This is a genomic window from Bacillus sp. JJ1532 (assembly GCF_036965085.1).
Classification (GTDB): domain Bacteria; phylum Bacillota; class Bacilli; order Bacillales; family Cytobacillaceae; genus Cytobacillus.
Genome location: NZ_JBALOW010000050.1, coordinates 21,716 through 45,296, shown reverse-complemented (window position 1 = coordinate 45,296; position 23,581 = coordinate 21,716). Strand labels below are relative to the sequence as shown.

The following is a 23,581-nucleotide window of genomic DNA, read 5'->3' as shown; positions in this document are numbered from 1 at the left end:
GGAGGAGGGTTTATATGATCACCAGATGGCTGACCATTAATATCATTACTATCCTCGTCATTGTTTTGTGGAGCTTGTACCAAGGATATGATTCAAGTTATATTTTGATGGGGAAAATCATAGCACAAGCAGCATTTATTTTATTTTTAATTAATATAAATATGTATTTCGTCTTTCTCCTTATAAGGAAAAGTAAAATAAGAAATGTAAAAGTAAAACTTGCAAAAATTTCAAAGAAAATGATGAGATACCACATACCAATTGCAATAACTGCGACTCTGTTAATCATTGCCCATGCAGCATTGATGATTTCTACACGCTTTGTTAATCTCTGGAATACAAAAACTGTTAGTGGGGCAGCAGCGATTGGGATCCTGATTATCTTGTTATTTAGCGGTTTATTACGCAGATGGAAAGCATCAGGAAAAAGGAGAAAGTTTCATTTTACTATGGCTTTTGTATTTTTGGGATTTGTGATTTTACATGTTTTTATATAAATGTGTATCATTCCATTACTGAATTACTCAACATTCGCACCATTATAGGACATACTTTGGTGGTTACACTCACATTATGTCCTTTAAAGCCTAGTTATAGGACACGCTTAGGTGATTTCCTCCACTATATGTCCTTTAAATCCTGGGTAAAGGACATTCTTTAGCGATTACATCCACTTTATGTCCTTTAAAGCCCAGCTATAGGACATGCAATGTTGGTTCCACCTACTTTATGTCCTTAATTCCCCACCCTTGCCCCTATAAAGCTATCCCTTAAACAGTACTTGTCACTTTTGTTAACAATTACATTCCATAAACAGTAAAAAAAGTCTTGTAACACTCTTCAAATTGTTATAAGATACTTTTTGTTTTGATTAAATTCTTTGTGAAAAGGTGAACTAAGTGGTAAAAAACGCAACAAGAATACAGAAGGAATTTAATCTCTTCTACTTAACTTGGCCGATATTTTTAGAAATATTTCTTTTTATGCTTATGGGTATTGTTGACACGTTTATGTTGAGTGCAATATCGGATAATGCTGTTTCAGGTGTTGGCGCGGCAAATCAATATCTTCATATTTCCATACTCATTTTGGAAGTAGTCGGTAACGGTGCAGCCATCGTTATTGCTCAATATATTGGTTCAAGAAAAATGGCCGAGGTCGCGAAAATATCTGCGACAGCCATAGTCATGAATTTAATGGTTGGCTTAATTGTCAGTGTGATTTTTCTTCTTTTTAGCAGGAATATATTGGAAGGATTAAATTTATCAGGAGATATCTTACTATATGCTGACAGCTATTTAAAGATTGTCGGTGGAGCTATCTTCTTGCAGGCACTTATTAATTCAGTTGCCGCAATCATTCGTGTTCATGGATTCACGAAGCAGGCGATGCTTGTCTCACTTGGTATGAACGTGATTCATATTATAGGAAACTATTGTTTAATATTTGGGAAGTTTGGATTCCCAGAGTTAGGTGTCCAAGGTGCGGCTATTTCTTCCGTATTAAGCCGCCTTCTTGCACTGTTTGTATTCTTCTGGCTCCTCTATCGAATCATGGAAATCCGCATTGAAATTAAATATTATTTCAACCTATCACGAGAATATATTGGGAAAATATTAAAAATCGGTTTACCTTCTGCCTTTGAACAGGTTATGTATCAATCATGCCAAATCGTCTTCTTATTTTATGTAACTTTTCTCGGTGAGAACTCACTTGCAGCAAGACAGTATGCAGCAAATATTTCTATGTTCATGTATTTATTTGCCTTAGCCATCGGGATGGGAACATCGATCATCGTCGGTCGGCTTGTTGGCGGAAATCTAAAGGATGAAGCTTATGTCCGGGTTTGGAAAAGTTTAAAATGGGCGAGTGCTGCTACTTTGATAATCGTAGCCATCGTCATCATACTTCGCAAACCGTTAATGGCGCTGTTCACAGATGATCCTGAGATCATTCGTTTAGGTGCGAGCGTCTTACTATTAAGTATTCTACTGGAAACGGGGCGCACGATTAACATTGTAGTCATTAATTCGTTACGTGCAGCAGGAGATGCAACCTTCCCTGTCATCATCGGTGCGTTCTCAATGGTAGGAATGAGTCTCCCATTAGGCTATTTCTTTGTGTTTTACCTTGATCTTGGCTTACCAGGCGTTTGGTTAGCAATTGCAGCCGATGAGTGGACTCGAGCCATCATCATGTACTTTAGATGGAAAAGCAGAAAATGGGAAAAATACGCCCTTGTTTCCCATGACAATCCCGATGTAGAGAAAGTCGCAGTTAGTTAAAAAGAGTAAGAGGTTTATATGTTAATTAACACTCATTATTAAGAACATTCTCGTTCGGAAAATTTGTCATTAGAAAAGCACCAGCCACTAAGCTGGTGCTTTCCTAATATAACTAACTATCCGAAGGATTCGCACGGTTAGAAGTTCACTTTATGATACCTTATCCCTTTTTTTATTTTCAGGATTTTGATAACCATTTTCCCAGAACTCAGCATTCTTAATTCCATATTTAGACGAATTGAATTCTGGATCTTTCCCTTCCTTAAGCTGCTCTTCATAGTCCTTTAAAGCAATAAGCGCTGGTTTAAATAACAATAGAATCGCAATTAAGTTTAGCCATACCATAATTCCGAGTCCGATATCGCCCATTGCCCATGCTGTTGTTGCAGTTTTTACTGATCCAAAGAAAATGGTACCTAAAAGGATGAGTTTTAGTGCAATAAAAGCAATTCCCTTGAATTTACCACGTACTAGATAGGCCAAGTTTGTCTCCGCGATATAGTAATAAGCATAAATAGTCGTAAAGGCAAAGAAGAATAAAGCAATGGCAACAAATCCTGCACCGTATCCTGGAATGAGCGTATCAACTGCCGCTTGAGTGTAACCAGCTCCTGGTTCAACTCCTGGAAGGTTTTCAGTTAGTACTGTTCCAGTTTTTTCGTCGATTACATTGTATTGTTGTGTAAATAAAATCATCAATGCAGTCGCTGTAACGACTAAGAATACATCTAAATAAATTGAAAACGCTTGCACAAGACCTTGCTTAGCAGGGTGGGATACCTCAGCAGCCGCAGCTGGGTGAGCACCTGTACCTTGACCAGCTTCATTCGCATATAGACCGCGTTTTACTCCCCACATAATAGCTGAACCAATAATACCGCCAAACATTTCTTCAGCTCCGAAAGCGCTTTTAAAAATGAGTCCAAAAACTGCTGGAATATCGGCAAAATTAGATCCAATAATAATAAGTGCAATTAATACATAAGCAGCTGCCATGAAAGGAACGACCCATTCTGCAACTTTAGCAATACGCTTAACACCGCCAAAAATAGTAAAACCAACAAGTGCGACAACGATTAAACCAGTAACTGTTTTATCGAGACCAAAAGCGTTATGAACTGTATCTGCAATTGCATTTGCCTGTATACCTGGCATCAAGAAAGCCATTGCAAGCAATGTGGCCACTGCGAAAATCACCGCAAACCATTTCCAGCCAAGTCCCTTTTCGATATAGTAGGCAGGACCCCCACGATACTCACCATCTTGCTTTTCTTTATAAATTTGAGCAAGAGTCGACTCTACATAAGCTGAGGCTGCACCGATAAAGGTAATGACCCACATCCAAAAAATGGCACCTGGTCCACCAAAAGCAATACCAGTTGCGGTTCCAGCGACGTTCCCTACGCCGATACGGCCTGATAAAGACATTGCTAATGCCTGGAATGGAGAAACCCCCGCATCGGAACCCTTCCCTGAGGCCACGAGTTTAACCATTTCCTTAAAATGACGGATCTGCAGGAATCTAGTACGAAAACTAAAATACAAACCAGTTAAAACAATGAAACCAACCAATACAGGACTCCATAGCCATCCGTTAATGGTATTTACAATTTGATCAAACACAAAAATACCCCCTTTTTATATTTCTGAATATTATTCATATTCGAAGTATAAATTATATTAGAAAATAAGACAATCTTTTTTTTATTGGAAAATAAAAAAAATAACCTACCGTTTTTTACCACTCCACAAGTAGGTTATAGTTATTGTACTATTCACTTCTTGAATTATTTCGGTTCGCAAAATATTACATTTTAATATGCTTACTACTTTTTCCATATAATGTTTTTCTAGATAAAAAATAGGAGAACTCTTTAAACAGCTCTTGTGACCATATTCTTCTAAAAAAGTCCCTTGACTACAAAATAAGCAAAACAGTTCCTGCAGTAATGACAATACCACCTATAATCGTGTGTTTAGTCATTGTTTCTTTTAATAGAATGAAGCTTAAGATCATGGTAATCACAACGCTAAATTTATCAATAGGGGCAACAACTGAAACCTTCCCAATGGCTAATGCTGCAAAATAACATAACCAGGATAAACCAGTTGCAACTCCAGACAAAATCAAAAAAAGATACCCCTTTTTTGTAATTTCCTTCATTTTCTTATGAGTTCCTTGAAAAAATACGATGGCCCAAGCGAACAATAAAATCACGATTGTTCGTAAAAAGGTAGCTACATTAGAATCCACATTTTCCATCCCTATTTTTGCTAATATAGAGGTTAATGCCGCAAATACTGCTGCCAAAATGGCATATACAATATATATTTGTGAGCCAGTAAATCGTTTCTTCTCATCATTTTTCCCAATTAATATGAAGGTTCCAATGGCGATTATCGCTCCTCCAGTGATGACAAGGGGCTCTGCCGGCTCTCCTAAGAAAAGGATAGAGATAGCAATCGTTAAGACTACACTTGATTTATCAATGGGGACGACCTTGGAAACATCGCCAATTGCCAGTGCTTTAAAGAAAAATAACCACGAAAATCCTGTTGCAAAACCTGATAATATAATAAACCAAAATGCACTTCCAGAAATCTGAGAGATTGTATCGAGCTTGCCCGTTACGACCACTATCATAAAAGCCATTACTAGTACAACAATTGTTCGAATCGCTGTTGCTAAATTTGAATTTACCTTTTCAATTCCAATTTTCGCCAATATCGCTGTGAGTGAAGCAAATAAAGCTGCCAATAATGCTAAAGTAATACTCATTAAAAGTACCTGCTTTTCTCTTGTTATTAGTGGGAATCTAAACAATTAGATCTTTTATACTTCTCACTATAATTGAGTGTAAAAATTGTCAATATAATATTAAAGCTCAACCGATAGTTTGTAGGCCAGACACCTTTATCAAGTCAAAAACTTAACCACAATTCCATTGCCGACTCCAGTTCTTTGCTTAATTCAAGCTTCCTGCCATACAGCTTATTAAGCTCCTCATAATCCATTTGGTCGCCAGCCATCGCCATATCTATCCTGCTTATTTCCTGTTCCAGGCTTTCAATCGTGGCCAGAGCCTTTTCCCTGGCTGCTTCCTTTTTTGAATCCTCAGATTTGTTTCTTTGTTTTTTCACTTTTTCGGTTTTTCCAATCGGTTTATCCAAATCTTGTAGACTTACCTTTTCCTTTTCACTTTTAAAATAATCATAATTGCCAAGATAGCTTTTTAAGGAGTGATTTTCTATTACAATTACTCTTTGACCGATTTTATTGATAAAATATCTATCATGAGAGATTAAGAATATCGTTCCTTTAAAGTCCTCCAGAGCTTCCTCAAGAGTTTCAATGGAATCAATATCAAGATGGTTTGTTGGTTCATCCAGGATTAATAAATTGATATCTTTAAATAACAGTATAGCTAGCTTTAGTCTAATTCTTTCTCCGCCTGATAAATGTTTTACTTTTTTGAAGACACTGCTTTTATAAAACATGTATTTTGACAGATACTCCCTTGCTTTTCCTTCCACAATCGAAATATTCTCTCTAAAAGTTTCCAGCACCGTCTGCTCTTCATTATTAAAAATAATTTTCTGCGGCAGATAGGCAGCCATCACATTTGCACCGAATTCAACTACCCCATCATCCGGCTGTTCCTCACCTAAAAGCAACTTTAAGAAGGTGGTTTTCCCGCTGCCATTAGAACCGATCAGGCCTACTCTTTCACCAAAAGCGATCAGTACATCTGCGTCCTTAAAAATAATTTTATCCTTATAGCTTTTAGAGAGCCCGATCGCCTTGATGGTTTCATTTCCTGACCGTACAGCCGCTTTTAAATCCAGTTTCATATTCCGTCTTTCAAAAATAGGCTTGTCGATTCGTTCCATTTTATCGAGCTTCTTCTGTATACTCGCGGCTCTTCTAAAGAATTTGTTATTATCAGCCCTCATTGCCCAGTCCCTTAAGCTTAAAACGTCTTTTCCATGCTATTAATCTTTTTTTGCTGCTCCCTAAAATGCTCGTATTGAATCCGCATATTCTCTTCTTTTTGACTAACAAAAGAGGAATAGTTGCCCTTATAACATATCGATTCCATATCCTCTATTTCCACGATTTTAGTTACGACATTGTCCAAAAAATATCGGTCATGGGAGACGATCAGAACAATTCCCTTATAGCTTTTAAGATAACCTTCGAGCCATTCGATGGATTCCATATCTAAATGATTCGTAGGCTCATCCAGCAGCAATATATCAGGATTGTGAATGAGGAGTTTTCCAAGTACAACGGTCGTTTTTTCTCCTCCACTTAATAAATCAAAATCCTTGTTTAAAAAACTCTCATCAAATTGGAGGCCTGTACAAACCTTGCTTAGTTTTTCTTGGCGTTCGTATCCGCCCTTAATTTCATATAAGTGGACGAAATCACTGTATTTATTTAATGCTTTTTCCAAAGCAGCATCTTCAAGTGTCTTCATTTGCTCTTCCAATTCACGCATTTCAGTCTCAATGCTTTCAATCTCCGCAAAAGCCTGATTTAAAACATCAATTACTTTTAACCCCTCAGGATACTCAGGCGATTGATCAAGGTAAGCCCTAGTGGCTTCTTTTGGCAAGTGAATCAGGCCTTCATCATACCCAGGGCTGGAGGTTTGCGGGTATCCCGGATAGTAATTCATCGGCTCTACTCCCGCAATCAATTTCAGAATCGTGCTCTTTCCGCTGCCATTTGCACCTATAATGCCTATCTTCTCTCCTTCATAGGCTTCAAAGGTGACATTTTCCACCACTAATGTTGCTTCCATAAATTTTTTTACACCATTTAATTTCATTTCCAACATATATATTCCTTCTTTCATCCATAGACTAGTAGTTACGCCTTTTATGGATAAGGTAAAGAAGAGTATCCGTACTATTTATTTTTCATATAAAAAAGACCATAAGAAGAGGGTTTCTCCTTACAGTCTTTAATAACCAGTGATTAATTTAAATCAAGTAGTATTAGTAAAAATGCGCACGAAAAAAACGCATTTTGATTCCTATATCTCTTGCACCAGGTTGACAATACAACTGGCGGAATATTTCAAGAAAACCATGAAATATTCAATAAATTATCATCTCGATATTAGTAAAGTAAGTTACCTTCTAAATTGCCATCATTCCATAAAGAGCATAACAAATACACCTAACATAAATAGGTAAAATTCACTCATTATAAAATCTGTATTAATTTTTATTAAAAAATTAATATTAGCAATTAGTTGGTTCCATAAACTTACTTTCCTCCTCCGAAATTTTCTTTATTATCTCACCTTTTCATTTTTTTGTAAATTAATATTATCAGCCTTATTATTCTATTGAGAATGAATGGGTTAGGTTAGGAAAGGATATCACACCATTTCTTTGCCCTATTCACTCAACTAAAGTGTAGATTTCATTTTTTCCCTTTCAAAAAGGTTATATGAGTACAGCTTTTTTATTAACACCATTAATCACATAGGAAGGTTCTTCACCAATTAATATCTTAACAATATTAGTTGCCGCCATTTCCGCCATTGCATCGCGCGCTTCAAAAGTAGCATTTCCGATGTGTGGAGTTAAAACAACATTTTTTAGTTGCTTTAATCCCTCGCCAATCTCTGGCTCAGATTCAAATACGTCTAATGCAGCACCTTCAATTACTTTATTCTCCAATGCGTTAATAAGAGCCGCTTCATCAACAATAGGGCCGTGTGCACAATTAATTAAATAGGCTGTTGATTTCATCATTTCAAATTGCCGCGTACTGAACATATGTTTATTGCTTGGATTGTATGAACAATTGATTGTAATAAAGTCAGATTTGGTAATTAATTCATCGAATGTAACATAAGTGGCATTTAGTGTCTTTTCCACTTCTGGGGTTTGCTGTCTTATATTACTGTATAAAACTTTCATATCAAAAGCAGCTGCCCGTTTCGCTACAGCTTGTCCAATTTGTCCAAATCCGATAATACCAATTGTTTTGCCTGTTACTTCCCGACCGCGGAAGTAAAGTGGTGCCCAGCCGTTGAATCCAACTGTTCGGCACACTTCATCCCCTTCAGCTACTCTTCTTGCCGCCGCTAATAAAAGGGCAATTGTTAAATCGGCTGTTGCTGAAGTAGATGCAATTGGTGTATTTGTTGTTGGAATTCCTTTAGAAGCCGCATATTCAAAATCAATATTTTTAAACCCGGCACCATAGTTTGCAATAATTTTTAAATTGGGTGCTTTGTCAATGGTTTCACGACTAACTGGAGTTGAGAGTAAACTTAATAAAGCATCTTTATCTTTTATACGTTCTTGTAATTCCGCTTCAGAAATTAATTTTTCTCCTTCAAATACTTCCACCTCATGATCCATCGTTAACATGTCCAAACCTTTTTGTGGAATTTCACCTGCTACTAAAATTTTCGCCATTTTCCTTACACCTCTTCTTTATTATTTTAATAAAGTGAAACTTCATTCAGTGGGGTGTCTTTCCCCACTGAATGTTAGTTGAACTTATCGGGCTTTTACGGGCTGTTGGATCTTCCATTAGAAACGTTCGTTCCCTCAACTTTTTGAAGTGGGAGTCCTACAGCCCGTTAATCTGCGATAAAACTCGATGAATGGAATATGAAGATTTAGTTCTGTTGTAGCTCCATCAATCTTTATTTGTGAATGTTTTCACAATGTTTTATACCTTGATTATATGCTGATAAAAAAATAATGCAATCGTATTTATCCCTCTTTCACACAATTGTCAAAATCCTCGAAAAGCCTTATTAATAGGAAATCATATGAATTAAGGCATTTTGAAAATAAATTACCAGGAGGTCGATTTCTTATGGAAAAATAAATTATAAAAAAAGCTGACCCAATAGCTCGTTAAGAACTACTTTTCAAGGTCAGCTTTTTCTTTATTAATTTTATTGAATATTTCAGGTTAATTAAACAATTTTACAATTTTTAGAGATTATTTACTTGTCTCCACGTACGAACCAAGCCATCTACAATGGGTTCAATTACATCCATATCTTTAAAGTAGCCTATATGACTTAATGGATTCCAACTCGTTAATAAATTGCCTACATTCACTTCTCGATCTTCGTTAACTGCATGAAGATAATTTTCGTCTACAGCTCTTAATGGGAAGCCCAAAACATCATCTTTGTCATAAAAATTTATCCATTCACCTTTTAAACTAGGATAGTATTTTTCGAGGTTTTTAGAGGGAATATTGATCGGGCGGTTAAAGTTATAATAACGTAAACTCCATAGCGGGAGGGTAGTCCCCATTGTATAAAATAACGTTAAAGTTTCTCCGTTTTCCAAAGGCGACGATTCATTTACAATACAGGCAAGATCATGTTTTTTAAATTGTAAATCGTAAAAGTAATTACTCGCAATGACAGAACCTAAACTATGTGAAATGACACATAAAGGAGCCTGATCTCCTGCTCTGTTAGAGAGAATGTTAAGACCTTCACCAATTTTTTCATGAACTCTCTCATAATTTTGCTTTGCCGTCTCTACCAGTTGATAGGCAATAACATCTCCTAAATAAGTAACAATGAACTTCCTTGATCCTTGATAATTCAATTTGTTGTCCTGAACCATACTCTCAAATAGCTTTTCCTGTCGATCTGCAAAAACTGGTGCCCATAGTATCGGTTGAATCATTAGATAGGAAGCAGGATCTTCAACTACATCCTCCAGTTTTTTTGCGAATGTTTGATTGATCATCGTGATCGTTTCGTTAGCAAAATCCTCCTTTTGATTACCCATTCCATGAATAATGGCGACAGCTATCTTTTTATACATTTGTCCGCTCCCTTTAATAAAAATTTTCAATACACGTCATACGGCATACAACAATGTATTCAGGATTAGACAGATTTGAAAGTACGTTTTTAATAATGAACTAAAATATTAACTAATTTAATGCTTTCCGATAAAAGAACATGTACTCTGGATAAATCATAGATATAGAAAAGGGACGTATCTTTTGTTTCCACAAGAGATACGTCCCTTCGCATTACTTGATGATTTCTTTGTCTTTTAAAATTTCATAGTCTTCGTCAGAATATCCTAGCTCGGTCAAGATTTCCTTATTATGCTGTCCAAGGAGCGGGGCAGGCATTCTTAATTGTCCCGGAGTTTCGGAAAATTTAGCAGGGAAGCCTAGTGTTTTCATTTGTCCACCTACAGGATGCTCATATTGAAGGACCATCTCCTGTTCAAGGATATGTGGATCATTCAAGGTTTGATCATAAGAATAGATCGGACCTGATGGGATTCCGTTTTCTTCAAGAAGTTTCAGCCAGTGTGCTGAATCTTTTTGTTTTAAAATTTCTTCGATTTCGACTTCAAGTTCATCCACGTGTTCTGTCCGCAAGCTAACCGTTTCGTAGCGGGGATCTTCTAACCAGTGCGGTTGATCGACCACGTTTAAGCAAAAATTTTCCCATAGCTTCTGATTGGCTGCTCCAATTAGTATAAAGCCATCTTTTGTTTCGTAGCCTTGATATGGGGCTGATGCGCGGTGTGCAGTCCCATTCCGTTTTGCCACTTCTCCTGTTCCAAAAAACGCAGCAGCCTCCCAAACAGTCCAGGCAAGTCCCGCATTAACAAGGGAAACATCGATATATTGACCTTTTCCATTTTTTAAACGGTGGATGTATGCAGTTAAAATCGATTGAATGGCGGTTTGTGCTGCAGCGATATCATGAATGGCAATCCCAACTTTTACAGGCTTTCCTCTTTTTTCGCCAGTCATATCCATCAGCCCCGACATGCCTTGTGCCATGATATCATAGCCGCCCTTTTTACTATAAGGACCAGTCTGTCCGTAGCCTGATATCGAACAGTAAATTAATCCAGGATTGATTTCTTTCAAAGTTTCATAGTCAATGCCTAATTTTTTTGTTACACCAGGACGATAATTTTCAATGAATACATCTGCGGTTTTGATTAGGTCGAGCAAGATTTTGCGGCCTTCGTTACTTTTTAAATTGAGACACATTCCGCGCTTATTACGATTGACCATCATATACATATGGCTTTCTTCGTATATAGTGTGACCCATTGACCGGGTGTCATCGCCCTTTGGGTATTTTTCAATTTTGATTACATCAGCACCCATATCACCAAGCACCATCGTACAATAGGGACCTGCCAATACTTGTGATAGGTCAATTACTTTCATTCCTTCTAATGCTTGAATCATGATGTAAAGACTCCTTTTCCTTCACGAGAAGTTCGGTTTTCTTTTTTCCAAAAAGGCTTGAATGCCCTCCATATAATCATCAGAACTGTATGATTCTAAAATCACATTTTCAATATAGTCACTTTCTTCGTTCTCTCCATCAATAATGGCTTGTATGACTTTCTTAATGCCGGCGTTGGCAACAGCTGATTTCACCTTAATTCTATTGGCAAAATCAAGGCATTTCTCCTCAATTTCTTCAATTGGATATACATAATCAATTAAGCCAATGTGTTGGCCTTCTTCCGCACTGATTAGCTTTGCTGTATATAGCAACTCTTTCGTCTTTGAAGGGCCAATCAAATTATAAAGCCTTTTTGTACTTGATAGATTGTAAACAATGCCAATATTCGCAGCTGTAATTCCGACCTTACTGCCAGCGGAGGCAAATCGGAAATCACATGAGTTCGCAAGTTCAAGTCCTCCTCCGATTGCCAGCGTTTTAATTAAGGCTATCGTTGGTTTTGAAAAACGATATAGTTTTTCAATAGATTCCAAGGCGTAATCGTTATAGGCCTTTGCCTTCTCCGCATGAAGACGCACTTCTAGAAACTCGGTAATATCGGCACCCGCTGAAAATGCTGTTTCATCAACACCACGAATAATTAGCACTTTCACGCTGGAATTATGTTCCAATTCGTCCAATAGCTCGCCTAGCTTTTGAAACATAGCAAGAGTGAATGAATTCTTTTTATGAGGACGGTTGATGATGAGGGAAGCAATCGCTCCATCTTTTTTTACATAAAGTTCGTTTGACATATGTTCCTCTCTCCAATCAATCTTTCTTTAAACGAGCCGAAATACGATTACCAATAGACTGACAGCTTTGTACAAGAATAATTAGGATGATAACAGTTGCATACATGACACTTTCTTCGTAGCGTAAATGTCCGTAGCGGTAGGCTAAATCCCCGAGTCCTCCTGCACCGACAAGTCCCGCCATTGCAGTAGCACCAATCAAGCTGACAATTGTGATGGTTAATGCGAGGACAAGTGATGGCCTAGCTTCACGAAGCATTACATGCCAAATAATTTGTCTCGTTTTAATTCCCATTGCCTTATAGGCTTCCAATACCCCATTATCAACGGAAAGCAGAGATGATTCTACCAATCTTGCAAGATAAGGAGCTGTGTAAATAACGAGCGGAACGATGGCACCTTGTACGCCAATCGTCGTGCCAACAATGAATTTTGTAAATGGAAAAATGAAAATTAATAATATAATAAATGGAACCGAGCGCAAAATATTAATGACTAGATTCAATATTTGATAGATCCATTGATTTTGCCAAGCTTGGCCAGGGCGTGTTAAAACAAGTAAAACCCCTAATGGGATACCGATTATGATCGCGAATACCATAGAAACGCCAACCATTTGGAATGTTTCCAGCACGGATTTCCAGATAATCGGAAACCATTTATCAGTAAATTCAGACATACTCTTATCCCTCCAATTCCTCGATGCCAACACCATGATTTTGTAAATACTTCAATGAATCATCCACATCATGCTGTTCACCAATGAGATGGACAACAATATTGCCGATAATGCCGTTTTTCAATTCAAGAATATTCGCAGTTAAAATATTCGGCTGAACTTTAAATTGCTGGCTTACTTTCGCCAAAAGCGGTTGTCCCGTACTTTCTCCGACAAAAGTGAGACGGGAAACCTTGCCGGTTACATTAAGCTGGCTGATTAAGGAAGGTGACAGTTTACGCTGACTGATTGTATTTAAAAACTTCTTCGTAGTCTGTTGTTGAGGCTTTGTAAATAAATTGATTGTCGAGCCTTGTTCAACAACTTCACCATTTTCCATGACAGATACATGGTCACAGATTTTTTGGATAACATTCATTTCATGTGTGATCAGCAGAATAGTAATCCCTAGTTCTTGATTGATTTTTAAAAGTAATTCCAGGATTGAATCCGTTGTCTCAGGATCAAGGGCACTTGTTGCTTCATCACTTAGTAAAATTTCAGGCTCTTGGGCAAGTGCACGGGCAATCGCAACCCGCTGCTTTTGCCCGCCGGAAAGTTGGCTTGGATATGATTGATGCTTATCAGCCAGTCCAACGATATCCAAATATTTGATAACACGGTCATTTGTTTCTGTTTTGTTGTAGCCTAATAATTTTAGGGGGATGGCGATATTATCATATACGGTGGCTGTTTTTAGGAGGTTGAAACCTTGGAAAATCATGCCGATTCTTTTTCGGACATCGCGCAATTGGTTGAGCGACAAAGAAGTAGCTTCTTTGCCGCCAATAAATACTTTTCCGCTCGTAGGCTTCTCCAATAAATTTACACAGCGTATCAATGTGCTCTTACCAGCACCGCTATAGCCGATCACCCCATGAATTTCACCTTTTTTCACATGAAGATTCACATCTTTAACTGCTTTGACAATCCCTTTTTTCGACTCAAAGGATTTTGAAACATGTTCTAATATAATCATGGGGGCTTTTCCTTTCTGAGCTATCTTTGCTTGACCGAAAACCTGTCTAGCAAACTCACTTTCTTGGACAACTTCTATCAAATTACCGAAAGTCTGTCCAGGAAACTATCTTTATTGGACAGCTTTTATCGAAATCTCAATATCCTGTCCAGGAAACTCACTTTCTTGGACAGCTTTCATCAAAATACCGAAAACCTGTCCAATAAACTCGCCTTCTTGGACTGCTTTCATAAATTTCTATTAAAAACCAGGGATGATGGATCCGCGGAATTCTTCTTCGATGAATTTTTTAACTTTTTCACTCTGATAAGCGTTCACCAATTTTTTAACGACAGGATCGTTTTCGTTTTCCGCTCTGACAACAATATAATTCACATATGGAGAGTTAGTTGATTCTAAAATAAATGCATCTTCTTTCGGATAAAGACCCGCAGCGATTGCAAAGTTTGTATTAATGGCTGCAGCATCGACTTCGCCTAATTGTTTTGGAATTTGTGCTGCGTCAAGTTCAATGAACTCAAGATTCTTTGGATTTTCCACCACATCATGAATAGAGGCTGTTTCTTCTTTGCCTTCTTCAAGCTTAATGTGGCCATTTTCTTGTAAGATGAAAAGTGCACGTGCTCCATTTGTCGGATCGTTTGGCAGACCAAATTTCGCTCCGTCTGGAAGATCTTCAAAGCTTTTATATTTTTCTGAGTAAATCCCCATTGGATTAAGAATCGTTTTCCCAACTGGTACTAATGTAGTTCCATGATCATCATTAAATTTTTCAAGAAAAGGCTTATGCTGATAGCTGTTAACATCTAAGTCGCCTTCATCTAAAGCTGTATTTGGAAGGACGTAGTCAGTAAAAGATTTAATTTCCAACTCAAGTCCGTCTTCTGCAGCCACTTCTTTAACCACTTCCAATATTTGAGCATGCGGACCGTCCGTTGCTCCAATGACTAGCTTCTTCTCGTTCAGTGCCCCGCTGCTTTCTTTACTGCAAGCAGCAATAAACAATGTCATACCAAGTAATGCTAAAACCATTCCAAACTTCTTCACTTTATTGTTCCTCCTGTGTAGTTGTATTGGAAGAAGAAAAAATAAAAAGCCTCTCCATCAAAAAAGAGAGGCTTTATGTATACATAAAAATCCTCTCTTATCTTTCAAAACAATGAATGTTTTGCAGGATTTAGCACCAATCTATTAAACATAGACGGTTGCCGAGCTTCATCGGGCCAGTCCCTCAGCTACTCTTGATAAGAGATAAACTATTTAATTTTTCAAATTCCTTAGATACAAACTTTACTCTCATTTAATCATATTGTCAACAAGATTTAGAAAAATGACTAATTTAGGCCCACTTTTTCATTCTTTGAAGTAAAAGGCCGTCCGTCCTTTTATTTTCCCCTGTTACAAAATCAGTCATATAATGTATTAAATAGGTTCCATAGTGATTATTTGTTTTTAATAGTAACTCATTCAAATAATTTCTACGGAAAGCATCGTTCCAGTCCTAGAACTTTATTTTATCTCTTTCCCCTACTTCCACTTCATTTCACCCCAATATTTTCCTTTTAAACTAGGAACTTTTGCAAAATTAAATTATAATTACACTAGATAACTATTTGAATCGGGAGTATGGATATGATAGTGAGAACTAAGCCTTTAAAGTTTAAATTGAAAGAAACACGAAATCCTCTCGAAGATTTTATGTTCCTTAGCAAAATTGATCATTCTGCCGTTACGAAAGAAGTTATTTTTCTTAGGTACATCGGAATTCCTGACACTGTTCAGCATTACATTGAAAACATTCTGAAAATAGACCGCTGTTTTTCATCAAGTGTGCCGGCTGTTCCTTACTTACGACTGCAGCGACTTGAAGGTATTTCAAACAAAAATGAAATTTCCAGACTTACAAAGGTTTGGGAGGAATGGGATGCAATCACCAATGTTGCTGTCATGAATCCTCATTTACTTCATCAAACACCCCTTTGCAGCCAATTAAATAACGATAGCCTTGAATGGACAAAAAAACTTATTTTTGTGGAGATTCTGTCCAAGTATAGAACATTGCATCCACAATCCAATGACACACAAATTAAAAACTTTGCAGTTAAATTTTTGAATTGGATAGAAATTTATTTACCTAAGCTTTTTGAAGGTACAAGCATATCTCCAAAAGTGGTTTTTATCGGAGATATTAAGCTGCATGAGCTATTATTCTTGTATTTCCTGTCCCGTCTTGGCTGTGATATTTGCTATATGAACCCGAAAGAAGATATGGTTCATTTGTATCCTGAGATAGAAAAATTCTCAACTTTATATAAATTCAGCACACTGAATTCAGATCAGATAACTATTCCTGATTTGACAGCACCTTCAAGCATCTCTGCTAAAGAAAATCTGAAACAAATTCCAACTAAGAGCAGAGAATTCAGCTATGAGGAGCTGGCAGGTCTATCGAACTCCGTAGTCATGATTAAAAGTTTTGATGAGCATAATAAAATATTATGCAGCGGCTCTGGTGTTGTCATTCATAGCAAAGGGTATATCTTAACGAATCTGCATGTGGTTGCGGGCGGTCATCTTTTTTCGGTGCTCTACGAGAATGAAACCGAAGAATATCTAACAGGAAATTTCATTAAATATCATCAGCAATATGACCTGGCTATTATTAAGGTTGATAAAAATTGTGCTCCTCTCCCTGTAAAAACGGATGGCAACTTAGTGCGAGGACAAAAAATTGTAGCTATCGGCAGCCCATTAGGATTGTTTAATTCCGTCTCCGATGGCATTGTATCCGGTTTCCGGGAAATTAAGGATATCCCTATGATCCAATTCACTGCTCCAATCTCTGACGGAAGCTCTGGCGGCGCCTTGCTGGATATGTACGGAAGGCTAGTGGGGCTAATCACTGCGGGCTTTGACAAGGGACAAAATTTAAATTTAGCCGTACCTGCGGAAAATATATATCATTTTGGGCGGAATTTTATTGAGCATACGGACTAGGTTTCGCAAATAAATTGAGTGGTTTCGTAAACAAAGTGGAAAAAACAGAATAAAATGCCTGCCTCCTATCGTTTTCACGATGGGGGTAGGCATTTTTATCATTAATTTATCTTATTTAGGATTTATAAAAGTTCCTATTATAAAATAGTTGCACTAATTCTCTCCATTTAATCAAATTGAAAAATTAAAGATTTCTCCCATTAAGAATCGTATTCACTTTTCGAAGCTTTTCCTTTATATTAGGGTGAATTTGATTCTCTTCTTCTATAATCAATTTGTCACTTTCATCGTCATTGAACACATCATGAACTTGCCTTAACTGGTTCATTTGCAATGATGTTGGGGGATTCATCCCCATTTGGTTTAGCAAATGAACTGCGCTCTCTAATGAAACATGAAGATCCGGGTTCAACAGCCTGACAGTTTCAAACAACCACTGTGCTCTCCAAAGGTCAACAAGGATTGGATCAAAAATCGCAGCTCGATCCTTTTGTTCCTGTAGATTATCGTCACTAGATTCTAAAGCTTTCACCGCTTTTTCAGTAAAAGCCAGTTCCATTAGTTCGTACGCTTCCTTGAAAAAGGCGTAGGAAGCAGGTGGATTATATTGCTGATTTATATTTTCTTTTTTATAAAAAGTTTCTTTAACAAATCCCTTTGCTTCATGATCGAATATAAATTTATGAATAAAAATATCTGAATGCCACGTCTCTAACATTACAATACCGGGTTTTCTATCAAAGGTTGTCGTACTAATATCGACTGACCCCAATTGAACAAAATTATCAAAAAGGGGATACGTTTTCTCACCGTCTTTCACAACCAACAGCCAGGTTTCTCCATCATCCCATGCAAACAAGCCATTTTCCATTTTCCTTGCGTTGACATATAGTTCAATTATTTCTTCCTCACCATCCTGATCGATATCAAGAGTTGTTTCCTTATATAGCGATTGCGGATATTTTTCAATGTCCTTAGCTAGAATAATAGAGTAATCATTGTTCACCTCAAGAGCTTCCTTTTGTTCCTCCACTGTATTTTTCAAGTCTTCATTTTCAATGGAAAGCCGCTCAATTTGTTTTTTTAAGTCATTTATTTCTTTAGCTGGGTCTGCATTTACTTGATTGGTGCAGCCAGCAAGTATTCCGGCAGTTAAAATTACTATACCGGGTAAGTATCTCTTCATTTTCCAATCCCCCTTTAAATATTAATTTATCTCTTTCACCTATATAAATTGACGTAAATAATAGGAAAAAGTATCAATATTTTCAAAACATTACTGGTATTTATTCATAAAAAAAACTGCACCTCCAATGTTCGTCAATTCTAACAATGGAGATACAGCTCAATTCTACTTTATGCAATTTTTTTAATCTCTATTGTTTTCCCCTCTTTACGCCACTCTTTATATTCAGCGGCTGCTGTAAAGATAACATCTGTAGATGAATTAATAGCTGTTTCAACAGAGTCTTGAATAACACCGATGATAAAGCCTACTCCAACTACTTGCATAGCCACATCAGCAGGGATTCCAAATAAGCTGCACGCTAAAGGAATCAGTAATAAAGATCCGCCTGCAACTCCTGAAGCACCACAAGCACATATAGCAGACACCACACTCAGGATAATGGCTGTAGGAATATCGACTTGAATCCCAAGTGTATGAACCGCTGCAAGGGTCAAAACAGAAATCGTCACGGCAGCACCAGCCATATTGATCGTTGCCCCTAATGGAATCGATACTGAATAACTATCCTTATTCAAACCAAGATTTTCACATAATCTCAAATTTACAGGAATATTTGCAGCTGAGCTTCGTGTAAAGAATGCAGTAATACCACTTTCCTTTAGGCACTTAAAAACAAGCGGGAAAGGATTTTGTTTTATATACACAAACACGATGAGTGGATTGACAACCAACGCTACAAAAAACATACAACCTAGTAAAATAGCAAGTAACTTCCCATAGCTAAGTAAAGCATCAATTCCACTTGTCGTAATGGACTCAAATACTAGACCCATAATTCCTAATGGTGCACACTTAATAACCCATGTAACCATTTTGGTAATAGCATCTGAAAAATTAGCAATCATTGTTTTTGTCGAATCGGCGGCATTTTTTAAAGCCAAACCAAGTAGTATTGCCCAAGCTAAAATACCAATATAGTTCGCATTAAAAATCGCCTTCACTGGGTTATCAACAATGTTCATAAGCAATGTAGTTAGAACCTCAACAACACCGCTAGGAGGCGCCACGTCCTCAGCACCCTTTACAAGCGTTAAGCTTACAGGGAATATAAAACTAGCAATTACTGCAATTAAGCCAGCTAAAAATGTTCCTAAGAGATAAAGAATGATAACGGATTTCATATTCGTTTGCTGACCACTTTTGTGTTGCGCAATAGCTGATATACCCAAAAAGAGTACTAATACAGGTGCAATAGCCTTTAACGCACCTACAAACAATGTGCCAAAAATGGCAATCGGTTTTGCTGCTTCTGGGATCGTTAAAGCTAAGATAATACCGATAATCAAACCTATGATTATTTGTTTAACTAAGCTTAGTTGATTCCACTTTTTTAGTAAGCTTTTCATAGATGTTCCTCCCTAGGTGTAATAATTACGATAATATGAATATTGCATAATACATTTCCTCGAAATTCCATTTCAAAAGGACATTTGTCTTTCTATGAAAAGTATTATATGGTTTTATTCGATATATTACAATACTATTATTTTTATTAACATTATTCGGATTGTTCAGATAAAAAGTGGGAAACCTCTAGATTTCTGGTGATTCTTGGTTTTAAAATATTATTATTATTATAGTTATTTTACTCCAAATTGCGTTGTTCCTTTTACTAGGAAGATAGTAAAGATTTTTACAACGGGCCATGTTGGAGGTTTTTACTGGAAATGGATCTTGGAAACTGAAAAATTAGACCTGAACTTTCAAGAGAGGACACTGGTACCGTTATTTACCGAAAAAGGTTGTTTTTTTAGAGGTAACGGACTCTAGTTCCGCTATCCCTAGAAAAGTAAGCAAATTTCTCATGTTTATCATTAATAACGGAATCTCTGTCCTTTTCATTTATCAAAAGTGTGGATTATATTGAATAAAGGATTCTCAGTCCGCCAAATAAAACAAAAAGGCCTATCACCAGTTCAGACTTTAAATTTTCCCAAAAAAGTCGCCTGACCCCATGCGTACTAAAGAATTTCCGCATTTGGGATCAAGCGCACTCGTTAATGATTTAATCCTTCACTTAATTTACCAGTAATCTTATCAATTTGTACTTCAAATAACTCCGTTTTCGAAAGGGCTGGGTATCCTTTTTCAAAAGTCCATTCTGGATCCCCATACTTTTCCATTAACCGATCATAGAACCATTCTTTCTGCTTGTCATCTTCAATATGCTTAATGATTCCAAATAAAACTACGCTTGTGTAGACGAGTGCAGATTGGCACGCAAATTTTTTACCTGGATGAACATCCCCCATCTCGCTAACCTCGATACAAATTTGCGGATTTTTTTTGATATTTGTCCAAAAATGACTCTCCCACAAATTTCCTATATGTAGGTATAGTTTGTTTCCGTCCTCATAAACATAGACAAATGGGATTACATATGGAAACCCATCCTCCCCCACTGTCGCCACATGTGCGACCTTACCCATTTTTAAAAAATGATAAGCACTTTCCTCCGTCATTTCCCGCTTCTTATTATGAATTAAACCTCTCAACTTCCTCACTCCTTGCTTTTTTAGTATCCCTTGTACACAACCCCTTGGGTATGCATCATAATATTGCTAACAATACTCGCATTCGTTTGGATAATATCCTTTCAACTTTAAAAATATTCCTATTCTCCTAGTTTATACTTAACGTGCCATAATCCTTTTTAAGAGCTTATCTAAATGAATTGGCAAACAATTTCATTTTTGCAGAAAATTTCCTCAACATTTGGTAGAATAAAATTTAACCAATCATACGTATCCAAGGGACGGGTGACAATGTTCAATTTAGTGCCATTAATGCTTGAAAAAGTCGGGATCATTGTTATTGTTGCTTTTTTACTCTCACAAATGAGATCATTTCGCCAAATCGTCTTAAAGGAACACAATAAAAATGAGAAAATCATGCTCATTTTACTTTTTGGCGCTTTTGGAATAATTAGTAATTATACAGGTATTGAAATTCATCAAAGTTCAATAAATAAAGCAGGGTGGCTTTCTTTTATTGACTCAGAAAGTGCTATAGCGAATACGAGAGTAATGGGGGTCGTCATAGGAGGCTTGCTCGGCGGTCCAATGGTGGGAGTAGGTGCTGGCCTAATCGCAGCAGTTCATCGATATACACTCGGCGGCTTTACGGCATTTTCTTGTTCAATTTCTACTCTTATTGCTGGGTTAATTGCTGGATATTTTGGCAGAAGACGAAAACTGAAAGGGAAAAAGATCACGGCTGCGTATGCGGTTATGATAGGTATGACGTTGGAAGCGTTACAGATGCTGATCATTCTCGTGGCTGCCAAACCGTTTGAACTTGCATGGGCTCTCGTACAAGTTATTGGCTTTCCAATGATTTTTGTTAATGGGTTCGGAACATTATTGTTCATGTTCATTATTCAATCTATCATGCATGAAGAAGTACGTGCTCGTGCGAACCAAACGAATCTTGCCTTCAAAATTGCCGATCGAACTCTGCCTTTTTTTCGCCAAGGCTTAAATACACATTCATGTAAAGAAATTTCGGAAATCATGCTGAAGCTGACAAACGCCGATGCGGTCGCTGTTACAAATGACCATCAAGTTTTGGCTCATGTTGGGATCGCTTCAGATCATCATATTCCTAATGAAAAACTTGCGACCGGGTTGACTAAAAAAGTGCTTGAAAGCGGTAAGATTGCCATTGTCAAAACAAAGGAAGATATTTTTTGTTATCATCGGAATTGCCCATTAGAAGCGGCAATTGTCCTACCGTTAAAAGTCAAAAACAAAATTGTTGGTACATTAAAAATGTACTATAATCAGCCAGAATATCTGGATAAAGTGCAGGAGCAATTAGCAGAAGGCCTTGCTAATCTGTTCTCTACACAACTAGAACTTGCCGAGGCTGAACACCAGGCGAAATTGTTGAAGGATGCAGAAATAAAAGCACTGCAAGCACAAATTCATCCGCACTTTTTATTTAATAGCATCAATACAATCTCAGTACTATGCCGTAAAGATGTAAATAAAGCCCGTCAATTACTTTTAGACTTAAGCTCATTTTTCCGCGGCAATCTTCAAGGAGCAAGGCAGATGCTTATTCCTTTAGAGAAGGAATTAGAGAATGTACGGGCCTATATCTCATTAGAACAAACCCGTTTTCCAAATAAGTATTGCATTGCATTTCAAATTGATCCAGGACTCGAAGAAGTATATATTCCACCATTTACCTTACAACCTTTAGTCGAAAATGCCATTCATTATGGATTTCCGCGAAGCAAAACCGAAGGAAAAATTACTATTCGGATTTTTCATAAGAATAATCAATTGAAAATTATTGTTGCAGATAATGGAGATGGCATCCCTAAAGATAGGATAAAAGTGCTTGGCAAGCAAATTGTGAATTCGAAAAAAGGAAATGGAACAGCCCTCTTTAATATTAGCGAACGTCTTAAAGGGATCTATAACGGGCAAGCGAGCTTAACAATAAAAAGTCAAGTGGATAGTGGATCAACGATCACGATTTCCATTCCGCTCGACAGTAAAGGAGTTTTTGAAAGAGATGTTAAGAGCTTATATAGTGGATGACGAGCCATTAGCTAGAGATGAAATCAAATACTTGCTTATTCGCAGCAAACAAGTTGAAATCTTAGGTGAAAGTGATTGTCTAGAAGATGCGGTTGCTGATATTTCTGAACTTAAGCCTGATCTTGTTTTCCTTGATATTGAACTAGCCGAAGATAACGGATTAAGCTTAGCAAAACAATTAGAAACTTTAGATATAACACCAGCAATAGTTTTCGCAACTGCATACGATGAGTATGCACTGCAGGCCTTTGAATTAAATGCAGTCGATTATATTTTAAAGCCCTATGAAGAAAATCGTATTCAAAAAACGTTAGATAAAATTAAAAAAATGCAAAAAATCGGCAATCAGGATATTCCTGCCTACCCCTCATTGAAAAATACCCGTAATGGAAAAATAGCGGTCAATGTTGATGAAAAATTTATTTTATTAGCCTATGATGACATCCTTTATTTAGAATCCAGCGAGGGAAAGTGTACAATTAAAGCGCTAGAACATACATACAAAGTTAGTGAGGCACTTGTCGTATTAGAAAAAAAGTTAAATCAAACACAATTTCTCCGTGTTCATCGCAGTTTTATTGTGAACGTAGATCACATCCTTGAAATAGAGCCTTGGTTTAACTCGACATACAATTTAATTATGAAGGACAGTTCCAAAGTTCCAGTTAGCCGAACCTATGTTAAGGAATTAAAGAAACTAGTCGGTTTTTAAAATATATCAGAATTTTGCAACTCATCAGTAAATTAATGTAATTCAACATTCGATTTAT

19 protein-coding genes and 1 riboswitch are annotated in these 23,581 nt (G+C 37.1%); of the genes, 5 read left to right on the top strand and 14 right to left on the bottom strand.

What is annotated here, in order from left to right:
- Positions 1 to 14 precede the first annotated feature (14 nt).
- Entirely contained in the window at positions 15 to 497 is a 483-nt protein-coding gene (locus V7122_RS17535) for a hypothetical protein (protein WP_335346850.1), read from the top strand.
- 402 nt (positions 498 to 899) lie between these two features.
- The gene (locus tag V7122_RS17530; RefSeq protein ID WP_335527866.1) at positions 900 to 2,285 is read left to right on the top strand and encodes an MATE family efflux transporter; all 1,386 of its coding nucleotides are present in this window, start codon (positions 900 to 902) and stop codon (positions 2,283 to 2,285) included.
- 150 nt (positions 2,286 to 2,435) lie between these two features.
- Here the strand turns inward: V7122_RS17530 and V7122_RS17525 are convergent, their stop codons facing one another.
- From V7122_RS17525 to V7122_RS17475, 11 genes are all read right to left on the bottom strand, one after another.
- Positions 2,436 to 3,908 carry an alanine/glycine:cation symporter family protein gene (locus V7122_RS17525; RefSeq protein WP_335527863.1) on the bottom strand — a complete coding sequence of 491 codons (1,473 nt, stop codon included), beginning with the start codon at positions 3,906 to 3,908 and terminating at the stop codon, positions 2,436 to 2,438.
- Positions 3,909 to 4,203: 295 nt separating this feature from the next.
- Positions 4,204 to 5,064 carry an EamA family transporter gene (locus tag V7122_RS17520; protein WP_335527860.1) on the bottom strand — a complete coding sequence of 287 codons (861 nt, stop codon included), beginning with the start codon at positions 5,062 to 5,064 and terminating at the stop codon, positions 4,204 to 4,206.
- Positions 5,065 to 5,207: 143 nt separating this feature from the next.
- Positions 5,208 to 6,239, bottom strand: coding sequence for an ATP-binding cassette domain-containing protein (locus V7122_RS17515; RefSeq protein ID WP_335527857.1), 1,032 nt, complete (start codon positions 6,237 to 6,239; stop codon positions 5,208 to 5,210).
- A 17-nt stretch (positions 6,240 to 6,256) separates the two neighbouring features.
- Entirely contained in the window at positions 6,257 to 7,129 is an 873-nt protein-coding gene (locus tag V7122_RS17510; RefSeq protein ID WP_335527854.1) for an ATP-binding cassette domain-containing protein, read from the bottom strand.
- A 616-nt stretch (positions 7,130 to 7,745) separates the two neighbouring features.
- On the bottom strand, positions 7,746 to 8,729 hold the full coding sequence (locus V7122_RS17505; protein ID WP_335345357.1) for an NAD(P)-dependent oxidoreductase: 984 nt from the start codon (positions 8,727 to 8,729) through the stop codon (positions 7,746 to 7,748).
- A gap of 531 nt (positions 8,730 to 9,260) precedes the next feature.
- Positions 9,261 to 10,115, bottom strand: a complete 855-nt coding sequence (locus V7122_RS17500; protein ID WP_335527851.1) for a chemotaxis protein — start codon at positions 10,113 to 10,115, stop codon at positions 9,261 to 9,263.
- A 214-nt stretch (positions 10,116 to 10,329) separates the two neighbouring features.
- A complete protein-coding gene (locus V7122_RS17495; RefSeq protein ID WP_335527848.1) occupies positions 10,330 to 11,520 on the bottom strand; it encodes a CaiB/BaiF CoA transferase family protein in 1,191 nt (396 codons plus the stop codon).
- A 21-nt stretch (positions 11,521 to 11,541) separates the two neighbouring features.
- A complete protein-coding gene (locus tag V7122_RS17490) occupies positions 11,542 to 12,318 on the bottom strand; it encodes an enoyl-CoA hydratase/isomerase family protein (protein ID WP_335527845.1) in 777 nt (258 codons plus the stop codon).
- 16 nt (positions 12,319 to 12,334) lie between these two features.
- Positions 12,335 to 12,997, bottom strand: a complete 663-nt coding sequence (locus V7122_RS17485) for a methionine ABC transporter permease (protein ID WP_335527842.1) — start codon at positions 12,995 to 12,997, stop codon at positions 12,335 to 12,337.
- Positions 12,998 to 13,001: 4 nt separating this feature from the next.
- On the bottom strand, positions 13,002 to 14,015 hold the full coding sequence (locus V7122_RS17480) for a methionine ABC transporter ATP-binding protein (RefSeq protein ID WP_335527839.1): 1,014 nt from the start codon (positions 14,013 to 14,015) through the stop codon (positions 13,002 to 13,004).
- A gap of 240 nt (positions 14,016 to 14,255) precedes the next feature.
- A complete protein-coding gene (locus tag V7122_RS17475) occupies positions 14,256 to 15,062 on the bottom strand; it encodes a MetQ/NlpA family ABC transporter substrate-binding protein (protein ID WP_335345000.1) in 807 nt (268 codons plus the stop codon).
- Positions 15,063 to 15,156: 94 nt separating this feature from the next.
- Positions 15,157 to 15,266: riboswitch (SAM riboswitch) on the bottom strand.
- A 381-nt stretch (positions 15,267 to 15,647) separates the two neighbouring features.
- Between V7122_RS17475 and V7122_RS17470 the strand changes: the two genes are divergently transcribed.
- Entirely contained in the window at positions 15,648 to 17,012 is a 1,365-nt protein-coding gene (locus V7122_RS17470) for a trypsin-like peptidase domain-containing protein (RefSeq protein ID WP_335345001.1), read from the top strand.
- 184 nt (positions 17,013 to 17,196) lie between these two features.
- Here the strand turns inward: V7122_RS17470 and V7122_RS17465 are convergent, their stop codons facing one another.
- The 3 genes from V7122_RS17465 to V7122_RS17455 form a co-directional block, all read right to left on the bottom strand.
- Positions 17,197 to 18,198, bottom strand: a complete 1,002-nt coding sequence (locus V7122_RS17465) for a hypothetical protein (RefSeq protein ID WP_335345002.1) — start codon at positions 18,196 to 18,198, stop codon at positions 17,197 to 17,199.
- A 170-nt stretch (positions 18,199 to 18,368) separates the two neighbouring features.
- Entirely contained in the window at positions 18,369 to 19,607 is a 1,239-nt protein-coding gene (sstT, locus tag V7122_RS17460; RefSeq protein WP_335345003.1) for a serine/threonine transporter SstT, read from the bottom strand.
- Between the two features lie 651 nt (positions 19,608 to 20,258).
- Positions 20,259 to 20,765 carry a pyridoxamine 5'-phosphate oxidase family protein gene (locus V7122_RS17455; protein ID WP_335527835.1) on the bottom strand — a complete coding sequence of 169 codons (507 nt, stop codon included), beginning with the start codon at positions 20,763 to 20,765 and terminating at the stop codon, positions 20,259 to 20,261.
- A 261-nt stretch (positions 20,766 to 21,026) separates the two neighbouring features.
- Between V7122_RS17455 and V7122_RS17450 the strand changes: the two genes are divergently transcribed.
- Positions 21,027 to 22,811, top strand: coding sequence for a sensor histidine kinase (locus tag V7122_RS17450; RefSeq protein ID WP_335345005.1), 1,785 nt, complete (start codon positions 21,027 to 21,029; stop codon positions 22,809 to 22,811).
- Positions 22,786 to 23,523, top strand: a complete 738-nt coding sequence (locus V7122_RS17445) for a LytR/AlgR family response regulator transcription factor (protein ID WP_335354561.1) — start codon at positions 22,786 to 22,788, stop codon at positions 23,521 to 23,523. The genes V7122_RS17450 and V7122_RS17445 overlap by 26 nt, the downstream gene beginning before the upstream one ends.
- Positions 23,524 to 23,581 lie beyond the last annotated feature (58 nt).